The sequence below is a fragment of the Marinomonas sp. 63XJN7_9_ISO-PGPR-S23-217 genome, from assembly GCF_056173515.1.
This window is the reverse complement of record NZ_CM149678.1, coordinates 2474856-2486897: the sequence shown is the minus strand read 5'-3', so window position 1 is coordinate 2486897 and position 12042 is coordinate 2474856. Positions and strand designations below refer to the sequence as shown.

Genomic DNA, 12042 nt, shown 5'->3' with positions numbered 1-12042 from the left:
TTAACTCCCCTTTTGACTGTCTATAGAGCTTAGCACATAGTTGGCATAGGCCTCAGCAGCATCTAAGTGACAGCCATCTAATGCGCCTTTAAAGCCACCAAAAGCCGAGACCTCGAACACCACAGGCCCCTCGTCTGTCAATGCAATATCTACAGTGGTAAAACTCAAATCAAAGCAGGCTTGGGAGCGACGACCCAATTCAATCAACTCGGCATCTGGTTCGAACGGTTCATAACGTCCACCACTGTTGATAGTGGTATTCCAAGCATCAGCATTCCCCACCCGAGCATAGGTACAAAAATACTCGCCACCAATAAACACCATACCCAGATCACGCCCATGCAGATTAAGCGCCTGTTGGATATACAGCAAGGGTTGTGTCTGTTGATACTCTGTTAGCTGAGCACGCACGGTATCATCACTGTCTTCTTCTCGCAGATAGACCATACCTCTTGCTTTCGTCGAGTATAAGGGCTTCAAAATAGCGGAACCAAATTCACGCACTATCTCAAAGGCCGCCTCAACGGACTCGGTAATGCGTGTCTTCGGCATCGGAATGCCCCCTTGCTCCAATGCCAACGTACCGCTTAATCGATTGATTAACTTGCCCATGCTCTGGGTTGGGCTGAACACTGGTACACCAAGCGATTCAAGATGAGAACAAAATATGAATTCTGTCTTCCGTGGTTGGGGAATAAACTTGGCTGATTTTTTTGATAATCACACCATCCAGTTCCGTCAAATCCAGTCCTTTGCAAAAAACTTTATTCGTATCCAAGTGCAAGGCAATATCTCTTACATCCATAACAGCTCGAAAGCCAGTTTTTGCCTCAAGACGATCTGCTAATACCTCAGTAGACCATTTTCCTGGAATACCAATCACACCAACCTTTAAGTTGCTCAGTTGCTCTGACTTATTCAACATACAATTCCTTAATGGGAAGTTTGAAATTCAGTTCTTGTTCCGTTGTGATTTGCGCCAAATGCTCAAGTAAATAGCGAGCCCGTAAATGCATGCGCGAGGCAAGTTTCTTATCAAAAATAAAACGCGTTGAAGTGGCAAATGAACGAGCTAAGCCCGCCGCTAACCTCAACTCAAAATAGTCATCGTTTTGGCGCTTGGCAAAGCGACGGCCAAAATGGTAAATCTGCATAGCACTTTGCATCATAAGTTCACGGGTGGAGCCACTCAGCACCTGCAAGCGATAGATGGACACCATTAAAACAGACAAATCTTGCACATAATCAAAATACGCCGATCGATGAAGATCAATAAAATAAATGCGCTTTTCAACGGAATCGTAAATCACATTATCAACATTGAAATCCCCATGAATCAGCACCGAAAAGTTCACTCGCCAATGGACCTCCTTCTCTTCCACCTCTCGCATTAATGCGGTAAAGCTGGGACGAACTTGCCCGCAGATACGATGTTCTGGGGTAAAAAAATCTGGATGAACCCGAATACTGTCATCAATTCGTTTGGCCAATTGTTGCATAAAGCGAGCTTGGCAATGTTCTGGTGTATAGGTCGCTTTCCAGATTCGATTGAGGGTTTTAAACAACACAGAAAGCGCGGTGTTCACCGTCTCTTTACGTTCTTCAAAGGCTTTATCGCTGTCTTTGTAGTGATCAATAAGCAAGGCTTCTAAGGTTTTACCAGGCAAATGTTCGATTAGCAGAGATGAAGAACGACCATTAGAAGTGGTATGTGCCAATACATCGGGAGCAAGCTGAGGATCCACATTGCGCCAGTGCTTCATGCCTTCGACTTCTTCGGCGAGTTTATTGTGATCCCCCTCTTTGTAAACCGCCAGAATGTCTTTACCCGATTCATCTTTATGGGAAATCGCGGCAATAGCACTACCGGATCGAGTTAACGCTAAACGGCGCACTTTTAAGTCATTCAGACTGTAGTTAAGAGAAGAAACAGAATCACGAAGATGGTCGTAGTTCTGTAAACTGACCACTTGACCCAAATCTGCTTTGATCAAGGATTCACCCACAACGGCTAATTGTTGAATGGCACACTTAAGGGCGTAATTACTCAAAATAGCGGATTTTAATTGTGTGTCGGTCAAGCGATCTTTAGCCGCTAACGTGACATCTTGAATCTCATCGTACATCGCCAATAATCCCTGAGTGCTGCGTCCTAGTTTGATACCAATACGACGCTGGGATTTATCCAAACCGACTTTTACTAGATTAAGAGAGCGATCCATTCGTCGCAGTAATTTACTGCAAGTAAGGGCAGCTGGATGTTCATAATGATCTTCTAATGTCCCTTCCTGAACACAATCCAGATAATGCTGGGCAACCCCCTCAAGAGCAGCGGCAAGGGAACGAACAGCCTCAACTCGAATCGCATAGGCTGTTCCAGGCTTACGCCGTTTGGTCAATTCAGAACATTTTATTTCGATTTTCTCGCGCAGGGTTTGCATATAACCACGACGTGCGTAAATACGGGGAAGCACATCCAGAGACTGGGTTTTAAAAAACTGATCGACGAGGAAATAATGTTTTTCGACTTCATTTAGCAAAAAATAGAGATTCTCTTGGATCACCAAGGGATGAGATGGCATAGCGTCCTACCGTTACAATGTGAAATTAATTATAGCACTAAACTCAAGCCTACAAAGTTACCTTTATATGACAACCTCCTGTTCTCCATAAAGTTATTGATTAGGTTGCCCGCTTCCCCCTCGCTATTCATGCTTTTACGCCATACAGTCTACAACACAGCATATGACAGAACGACGTTGTCAAAATCAGTTTTTTTCTCGATAGGCATAGGTGGCATCAAATCGCGATTGTATCCAATCACCGCTTAAAATTGGCGCATACTTAGCGGGTTTATCAGCAGAAAAGCAGCTAGGCACACACGCCACATTGGTTTCATAATCCGGCTCTACAAAGAAGGGAAACGAATAGCGATCCACACCAGACAAAGGCGATACCACGCGATGGGAGGTGGAAACATACTCATCATTCGTCCAGCGCTGCATCAAGTCCCCAATGTTCACGACCAAGGCGTTTTCGACTGGTGTCGCATCCACCCATTCGCCACGACGATTTTTCACCTGCAATCCACCAATCATGTCTTGTAATAACAAGGTGATACAACCGTAATCCGTATGGGCACCGGCGCCGTTATGATGATCGTCCGCAGGACGGGGTGGGTAATGAATCATGCGTAAAACCGTCACATGATCGGTAAAACACTGGGTAAAAAAGTCGGCTTTAAGTTTCAGTGCTTGCGCCATGGCCGTCAGTACCTTTTGAGCCACTTCAAAGGCCGCCACGTAATACTCTTGCAAAACCTCAACCACCAGCGGATCGCTCGGATTCTGATTTGGTCCATACATGGTTGGGTATTTGCCCACTAGCGGATGATCTTTTGGTAAATCCAACGCCATATCAAAAGTCTCTTTCCAATCCGCATGGGACACTTCGTCTAACTGTTCTTCACCAATGCCGCCATAGCCCCGATGATTGGGACTATTTTTGATATCAATCGCTCGTTTTACCTCGTCAGGCTGTGCAAAAAAACGTTGAGCAGCGCCCATTAATTTTTTCATTAGGGCAGGAGAAAGGCTGGAGTTAACCAAATAAAAAAAGCCAATGTCACGACAGGCGGAGTCCAACGCCTGTATTTCGGCCTGACTCACAGTTTGGTTTGAACTCGTTAATTTTTCAAAATCAATCAATGGGATAGACATGGTTTCTCCAACAATCTAATAACGACAATATATATGTTTGTGATACGAAAGATCTATGAGCGAGAGGACAACTTCACCAGCTGAGTTTGTCGAGGGTTGAATCGTTTCAAGCCTTGCTCACCAAAATCCACAAAAATCATTCGCTTACCGTCTTGCTCCTGGCGCACCACGACGCCCTGACCAAATCGATCATGTCGAACTTTATCCCCGGCTTTTAAGCTTTGGGTCTGGTCACTTAGCTGGTGGCGAAAAATCAATCTCGGTGCCGAATCAACACGACTCAAATAACGCTGAAACACCGTGCCTTTTGCTGTATCAATGGGCTCATCATTGCTATCTTCGTGCCAACGCTGACAAATGTGACTAACAGCGTAAGGCTGAGCTTCAAATACAAAACGCGACAGTGCCATGTTTTTCAACGCTGCCCGAGGGATATCTCCCCGCTTCATCCGCTTATTTTCATCTGCTGTAGGCGTTTCTAAAATCACCAATTGCTGCTTAGCCCGAGTAATCGCCACATAAAATAATCGACGTTCAGACTGCATTTGACTGGCGGCCTGTTGGTCAATACGGCTTAAGTCCTCATCGTAATAGGGAAAACGCCCTTCTTGCAGGCCAGACAATAACACTAAGTCGAACTCCAACCCCTTGGATTTATGAATGGTCATTAGATGAACACCGTTCGTATCATCGGTGTGTCGTTCATTCAACGCTGCCAACTGAGTTAAAATATTCTGTGCCTGCCCACCAACACCGCGCACATAGGCGATAAAAGCATCGCAAGTGGCAATCTTCTCTTGGGTCTGAATATCTTTATTACTGGTGCTTTCAAAGTATCGATAGATCCCCAATTTTTCTAACGTGTAGGCTAACCCTTGTGCAGGGTCAGAGCGATACATTGTCAAACTACGCAACCAATCGGCTCGTTCGTAGAGCTTTTTGGCCCGCCAGCCATCGGCCTGATCCGCCATGGTATCGATCATCTGTGGCAGCAAGTGTGGCGATTGTTTTGCCTGTTGAATCAAGGTTTTTCGCTGTGCCATAGAACCGCCTAAGCTGGGTACACTCAGTAGAAATTCCACATCATCGCGACGAAAAAACAACTCGGAATTCTCTAAGCCACCAGCAATTACACCAAGATACGCCACCAGCATTCGAATCTGGCGGTTTTCCATTAAAGGGGAATCACCATGTAATTGGTAAGGGACAGCCTTGTGCATCAAAGCCAACTGGATAGGCACCATGTCACTGTACAAACGCACCAAAACAGCACTTTCACTCAATGCTCGCCCCTCTTCGACCCAAGTTTTGAGTTCCCTCAATAGCGCTTTGCCTGTTTTTGGTGCGCGGGCAAACGATACCCGCGTACGATCCCCTTCGCCGATGACCAAGGCATCCGGATCGTTTTCACTGATCACGCTCGATGCCATCAATCCCACGGAATGCCCAAAACGAAAGCTGGTACTGAGTGGGTAAGTTTGCACAGACTGAAAGTCCCTATCAAACTGGGTCGCCATAATATCAGGGCTTGCACCACGCCATTCGTAGATACACTGCTGAACGTCTCCGACAATCATCCATTGACAAGGCGCGGGATAAAGCATTTTTAGCAACTCGTACTGACAAGGGTTAATATCTTGAAACTCATCAATCAGCAAATAACGAAAAGCGGGCACAAAACCTTGTATTTGGTGACGCTGTTCTTCACCCAATGTGAATAAAAGCTCGTAGGGATCAGACAATAAATCGGAGAAGAAACGTATATTATGACGTTTGCGAAGGGTTTCTAATTCATTATAGAGCGCCGGAAAAAACTGACGTTCTTTCGACCAACCGAGACGATTAAATACCTCTTGGGCGGGCTCAGCAGAGGCTTTCACTTGGTCGATAAACAGCAACACATCTTCAAGCCAATCTTTTTCATCTTGAAGCGTCACCTTCTCGCCTTTGCGAACTAAGAGACTCATGGCCTCTCGTAACATTTTTACCAAACTAAAATCATCGGTGACTAACTTTGCATTGGGTAACCAAGCTTGCTGCTCCATCCGACGACACAGTTTTAATCCAAAACCATGAAACGTCATCACGCTGGGTGAACGCATAAAACCATTTAATGACAAGTGCTGACTTAAGCGCTCGGAAAATTCTTCTTGGGCACTTTTGTTAAACATGAACACGCCAATCTGTGAGGCATCCACCCCTTGCATCAACAAATACTCAATGCGCGAAATCAGTGTGGTGGTTTTACCCGCCCCCGCCACGGCAATGACCTTAGCTGGCGTGGTTAAATCGTGTTGCACAACACACTGTTGTTCTTGGGTGAGCTGTCGTGTCTGGCTGGCTTGTTCTGTCACTCAATACTCTCAATACTAAAATACAATCGTTGTCATCTCTTTGGCCGCTTAAGCCAATCCGCTACTTCGACATCAGTCCTCAAACAAACGACCAATTTCACGATAAGCAAGATGCTCTCGCCCCGCTATTTTCGCCACGGATTCCCCACACATGACTAATCGGCGCTGGTAACGGGCAAACAATACACCATTCGTACGTGCCACTAATGGGTAGCGCGAGGTTGTCACATCATCTTCCATTAAATTGACCACTTCACCAATAACTTCTCCAGCTTCCACCTCGTCGCCAATTTGTTTGTTATAGCAGACAATACCCGCACAAGGTGCTTTCACCAGATCCATAGCATCTAACGGATAGTAAACAACCGCTGAATCGTCTCTCTTTGAGCTATCACCTTGAGTAACCTCACCTTGAGTGACATCTTCGTGAACGACACCACGCAGCACCAGATACTCAAGCAGCGCTTTGGCATCGTGTTCGGCCACCTCATCGGAAATATCATTCTCCCCCCGCAGTTCAATGGTCATCGAACGGCACCCCCACGGGATAAGATGGGCATAGTGCCCTTTCAGCTCACGCCAAACACTTACATTGGTCTCGTCAAATGAGGCCGCGCCCGTTTCTAACTCTGACAAACCAACTTTTGCCCCAAGTAATCCTAACAATGGCTTAAAATAGTCTTCAAATTCCTGTGGCAAATAACCATGGAGCATCGCCTCACCGGAACAATGCAAATCCAGCACTTCATCGGCGTCCATAGAGAGTGCTAAGAGCGTCTTCTTCATGCCTTGCAGCTCAGTCATATCCGGCAATTGCTTCAACTCTTCTCGAATGGCTTCACGCACCAGTACTTTATTTTCTTCAACATCTCCTGTAATGGAGGATTGAATACGCTTGGCGACCTGTTGACCGATTTGCGGCCAGTTACGATTAAAGTTGCCGCCCCCATCGGAAAAAGCAAACCGACCGGGGACATAACCATGGAAGTTTTGTGCTAAACCAATTGGGTTCGCCACGGGGACAATCACAATTTCTCCTTGAATCAACCCTGCTTCATCGGCTTTTTTTAAATACTTAAGTAACGTATTCAGCAGCAAAAAACCGGGCCATTCGTCCGCATGCAACCCAGCTTGTAAATAGACTTTTGGTCGAGAACCTTGCTCACCAAAATGATGGGCTTTAATAATACGCTGGGTGCCCAGCGAAGCACTGGGTAATACGTGAGAGAAAATCTGATATGACATAAAACCTCATCCTTTAAACACGTCGACCATGGAAAATCGTCATTATTTTACGCTAAATGATTGAACTTATGGATATAAATTGCATCCAACCACTAAACTTACTACTTTATATTTACCTTAATCATCGCAATAAACCAGATACATTAGCTGAGCTTGATTAATCAGCCCCTATAACGCAGGAACCTTTCTACCATGACGTTTATGAAGACTATAAAGATGGCCAGCTTTTTGTCTGCCAGCCTAATGGCCTTATCACTTTCAAGCAACCTGATGGCACAAAGCTGGTCAGACACCTTAAAAGAAGCCAAAGGTGAAACGGTCTATTTCAATGCCTGGGGCGGGGCGGATAATATTAACGATTATATTCAATGGGCAGCCAATCAAGTCAAAAAGAAATACGACATCACCTTAAAACAGGTCAAACTGAGTGATACCGCAGACGCCGTCAATCGTATTTTGGCCGAAAAAGCAGCGGGGAAAAACACACACGGCTCTGTGGATCTAATCTGGATCAATGGCGAAAACTTTCGAGCAATGAAAGACCATCACCTGTTATACGGTCCTTTTAGTCATAATTTGCCCAATTATAAAAAATACGTCGATCCAAACACGCGGGAAAGTTTAACAAAGGATTTCGGCACCCCCGTCGATGGTATGGAATCCCCTTGGGGCATGGCGCAAGTCGTTTTTATGTATGACACCGCCACCCTAAAAAATCCACCTAAATCCATGAAAGCTTTGCTTGCTTACGCCCAAGCCCATCCAGGCCGAGTAACTTATCCTGCGCCACCACAATTCTTAGGGGTTACCTTTTTAAAACAAGCCCTATACGAATTAACAAATGATCGTGCCGCACTGCTTAAACCCGTCAATCAAGCGACCTTTCAAAAGGTGACTGCACCTCTTTGGGCGTACCTTGATAAACTCAATAAGGTTGCTTGGCGCGATGGAAAGACCTTCCCAAAAGATTCTCAGGCAATGATGCGTTTATTAAACGATCAAGAAATCGATATTGCGTTTAGTTTCGATGTCTCCGCCGCATCCGTACAAATCGCCAAGGGGAATTTGCCAGACAGCGTTCGCTCTTACGTATTCACCAATGGCACCATTGGCAACACACACTTCTTAGCCATTCCTTACAACAGTAGCGCCAAAGCCGCTGCACAGGTGGTGGCCAACTTTATGCTTTCGCCAGAAGCGCAAATAGAGAAACAAAAACCAACTGTATGGGGGGATTTAAGTGTCTTGTCTTATGCCAAGCTCCCGCCAGCCGATCAAGCGAAATTTGATGCCATTCCAAAAGGCATCGCCACTCTCAGTATCAAGCAACTAGGCAAAACACTCCCAGAACCTAATAGCACTTGGGTGAATGCCTTAGAAAAAGAATGGCGCAAACGTTATGCCCAATAAAACGAGACAAGCCATTGATAGAAGTAAAAACATGAGCAAACCTTTTCCATGCCGTTGAAACACCCAAAGCAGGTTGCAAGTTTGCTGGTTTTTCTACTAGCCATGCCCATTGCCGTGGGGCTAGTCGGCACCGTGTTACCTGCTTTTCAGTATTTTCCGCCCTTAGGTAGCCATCAATTTTCACTCGCCCCTTGGCTCACCCTCTTTCATTCTGAAGAGTTCTACTCAAGCCTTAAACTCACCCTGATTTCTGGCATTGGCGCTCCATTATTAGCAGTTTGGCTGGCTTTATCCTTGCTTGCTTGGGGGTATGAAAAGCCGCTTTTCCGTCGTATTGAAGCCATGCTTGCGCCCATTTTGGCCATACCCCATGCCGCCATCGCCATTGGCTTGTTGTTTTTACTTAGCCCATCGGGTTGGTTACTTCGCCTCTTTAGCCCTTGGTTAACAGGCTTTGAGCGCCCGCCTAATTGGATCACCACCCAAGACCCCTATGCTCTTTCACTGATCTTCGCTCTCGTTATCAAAGAGATGCCTTATTTGTTGTTTGTGATGTTGGCCAGTTTGCAAACCATGCAAGCCAGACAGAGTTTACAAGTGTGTCGGACGCTCGGTTATAGCCGGTTAACCACATGGCGTAAGGTCCTGATTCCGCAGCTCTACCCCATTGTGAGACTGCCTATCTTTATCGTCATTGCCTTTAGTCTCACGGTGGTCGATTTGGCTATGATTATCGGACCCAATACCCCCTCCACACTGTCCGTCACACTGCTACGTTGGTTTAACGCTCCTGACCTTTCTATGCGCTATATCGCCAGTGCGGGTGCGGTGGTATTAATGATCGTCATTGCCATCGTCTTGGCGGCTTGGGAGTTTGGTCACCGTGTCTTACAACAACTGACGACGCCAGAACGCAGTAACGGCAAACGCCAAGGGGCAACAGATTATCTCGTTCAACTCGGGGCAATGCTCGGCGTCTTATCATTAATCACGGCCTTTTTAGCCCTTTTGGTATTGCCAATGTGGTCGCTAACACGCCGTTGGCGCTTTCCTGATGCCCTGCCCAGTCAATGGACATGGGACAACATCCACAGTGCCATCCCTTTATTAATTCAATTATCCAGCAATACATTACTCATTGCCTTAGCTGCGACGGGTATCGCCTGTTTAATGAGCTTGCTCATGCTGGAAAGCAAACGCGCTTCTTACACTAAAGAGACGCCGCCAAAACACCATCCCTTTGATTGGCTGATCTACGTACCGATTCTTTTACCTCAAGTTGGCTTTCTGTTTGGGGTCTCCGTCCTCATGCTACAAACCAATCTCAATGGCTCCTTTCTGGCCATTATCGCCATGCATTTGTTGTATGTATTGCCTTATGTCTATTTGACCTTAAAAGGCCCCTATTTGGCTTATCAAGAAGAGTATCTGTATCAGGCAAACCGCTTACGCTACCAACCTTGGCGCAACTATCTGTTCATTAAACTTGCTATGCTAAAACCCGCCCTCTTTACCGCCTTTGCCATTGGCTTTTCCGTTAGTGTCGCGCAATATTTACCTACCCTGATCGCAGGCGAAGGTCGCCATAGCACACTGACCACGGAAGCCGTGGCAAGAGCCGCTTCAGGCGACCGAAAACAAGTCGGTAGTATGGCCTTATTACAAGCCTTCTTCCCTGTTTTTGTTTTTTGGCTGTCACAACAGCTTCCGCGCCATTGGACACAATGGCGATTGGCGTTAAAAACGTCATTTAGTATGAGGAAAAAATCCTCTATCGATAAAAAGTAACTGTGTATAGAGACCTTTGAACGATGTCACGAGCGACGCCAAGACGCGGCAAAAACAGACGAGAAAGCGGAGTTTATACCTATAAATGAGCATTTTGAGCCTGTTTTTAACAAACTATTGGCAAGCGCAGTAGTCGAGCAAAAGTCTCATACAGATAAAAAAAGCCAGCAGAAGGACGATAATGTGCTCAGTGTAAACGCGTTTTCCTTGTCATTAGACGGTAAACGACTGATTGACAATTTAAGCTTCAAGATTGAAAGCGGACAAGTTCTCTCCATTATGGGGCCAAGCGGCATTGGCAAATCCAGCTTACTCAACTTTTTGAGTGGCTCACTCACGCCTCATCTTAGCGCCTCAGGTGAGATCTACCTCAAGGATCAAGCCTTGCACTTATTACCCACTCAAGAGCGCCAAGTTGGCTTGCTACAGCAAATGCCTTTGCTCTTTCCACATATGAGCATCATAGAAAATTTACTTTTCGCCACTCCCTCTCGAGTCAAAAAAAGTGAGCGTCAAGTACTTGCTATCAAGGCCCTCGCTCGACTCGATATCGAAAACAAAGCCAACGCCCTACCCAAAGAACTCTCCGGCGGCCAACAAGCTCGTGTCGCCCTGCTGCGTACTCTACTGGCTGAACCGAAATACCTGCTCCTAGACGAACCCTTTAGCAAACTCGACCCAGCCCTAAGACGCGACGTAAGAGCCTTTGTGCTGGACGAAATACGCCAAGCCAACATACCCGCACTGCTTGTCACCCATGACCCTGAGGACGCGAAAGCCATGGAAGGAGAATGTTTGGAATTGAAGAACGTAACAAGTGTTAGCGCGGTGGAATCATAAAAATATTAGACTAATGCAATGTGAAGCTGATATACATTTATGGAAACTAAATGTCAAAAGAGCCATAAAGCAAAGTGAACGGAAGAAGCCCATATGATAAGACGAGCTGAAAAAAGCGATTGCTTAAACTTAGCAGCACTTTCACTACAAGTCTGGCTGAATACTTACGCCACCGAAGGGATTCGAAAAAAGATATCCGAATATGCTTTATCAACATTTACTGAAAGTCATTTTCTTAAGCTACTTGATCAGGCATCGTGCAATATTCTTGTGTATGAAGAGGAAGATCACCTTGTGGGTTTTGTCCTTGTTGACGTTGAGTCTAGGTTCAATGAAAGCTCAAGCGCAGGGTATGAAGTGGTCACACTGTATGTCTCCACACATTTCCAAGGACAAGGCATCGGTAAAAAGCTGTTAAAGAAAATAGAATCTTTGTATGGCTCCCCTTTTTGGCTATCGACTTGGATAAACAATCACGGAGCCATCGCATTTTATAAAAAGCTGGGATTTCAAATCATTGGAGAACTCAATTTTAATCTTGAAGGCGAACTCCATAGTAATCATGTACTGTCCTACACAGGAACATAAGTAACGTTAGAATAATCGTCTTTCGTAGCAATTATATTGTTACCTATAAAGAGCCAAGGTTACCCTCAACCTGAAAATCAATATTCAAGGAGCAAAAT

Annotated in this window: 10 protein-coding genes; 4 read left to right on the top strand and 6 right to left on the bottom strand. The window is 45.7% G+C overall.

Annotated features, from left to right (window positions below):
- From AC0VYI_RS11600 to AC0VYI_RS11575, 6 genes are all read right to left on the bottom strand, one after another.
- Positions 1-633, bottom strand: a complete 633-nt coding sequence (locus AC0VYI_RS11600; RefSeq protein ID WP_475449472.1) for a GAK system ATP-grasp enzyme — start codon at positions 631-633, stop codon at positions 1-3.
- Between the two features lie 16 nt (positions 634-649).
- Positions 650-925 (bottom strand): hypothetical protein, encoded by a 276-nt coding sequence (locus tag AC0VYI_RS11595; protein ID WP_475449470.1) that lies wholly within the window; start codon positions 923-925, stop codon positions 650-652.
- Positions 915-2582 carry a phosphotransferase gene (locus tag AC0VYI_RS11590; RefSeq protein ID WP_475449469.1) on the bottom strand — a complete coding sequence of 556 codons (1668 nt, stop codon included), beginning with the start codon at positions 2580-2582 and terminating at the stop codon, positions 915-917. The genes AC0VYI_RS11595 and AC0VYI_RS11590 overlap by 11 nt, the downstream gene beginning before the upstream one ends.
- A 186-nt stretch (positions 2583-2768) precedes the next feature.
- Positions 2769-3719 carry an isopenicillin N synthase family dioxygenase gene (locus tag AC0VYI_RS11585; protein WP_475449468.1) on the bottom strand — a complete coding sequence of 317 codons (951 nt, stop codon included), beginning with the start codon at positions 3717-3719 and terminating at the stop codon, positions 2769-2771.
- A gap of 53 nt (positions 3720-3772) precedes the next feature.
- Positions 3773-6073 carry an ATP-dependent helicase gene (locus AC0VYI_RS11580; protein ID WP_475449466.1) on the bottom strand — a complete coding sequence of 767 codons (2301 nt, stop codon included), beginning with the start codon at positions 6071-6073 and terminating at the stop codon, positions 3773-3775.
- A gap of 72 nt (positions 6074-6145) precedes the next feature.
- Positions 6146-7318, bottom strand: a complete 1173-nt coding sequence (locus AC0VYI_RS11575) for a M14 family zinc carboxypeptidase (RefSeq protein ID WP_475449464.1) — start codon at positions 7316-7318, stop codon at positions 6146-6148.
- A 192-nt stretch (positions 7319-7510) separates the two neighbouring features.
- Here AC0VYI_RS11575 and AC0VYI_RS11570 point away from each other — a divergent pair, with 192 nt between their 5' ends.
- The 4 genes from AC0VYI_RS11570 (at position 7511) to AC0VYI_RS11555 (ending at position 11944) form a co-directional block, all read left to right on the top strand.
- Entirely contained in the window at positions 7511-8728 is a 1218-nt protein-coding gene (locus AC0VYI_RS11570) for an ABC transporter substrate-binding protein (RefSeq protein WP_475449462.1), read from the top strand.
- Between the two features lie 48 nt (positions 8729-8776).
- Positions 8777-10516 carry an ABC transporter permease gene (locus AC0VYI_RS11565; RefSeq protein ID WP_475449460.1) on the top strand — a complete coding sequence of 580 codons (1740 nt, stop codon included), beginning with the start codon at positions 8777-8779 and terminating at the stop codon, positions 10514-10516.
- Between the two features lie 183 nt (positions 10517-10699).
- Positions 10700-11356: an ATP-binding cassette domain-containing protein gene (locus AC0VYI_RS11560; protein ID WP_475449458.1), complete on the top strand. Its 657-nt coding sequence runs from the start codon at positions 10700-10702 to the stop codon at positions 11354-11356.
- Between the two features lie 93 nt (positions 11357-11449).
- Entirely contained in the window at positions 11450-11944 is a 495-nt protein-coding gene (locus tag AC0VYI_RS11555) for a GNAT family N-acetyltransferase (protein ID WP_199476855.1), read from the top strand.
- Positions 11945-12042 lie beyond the last annotated feature (98 nt).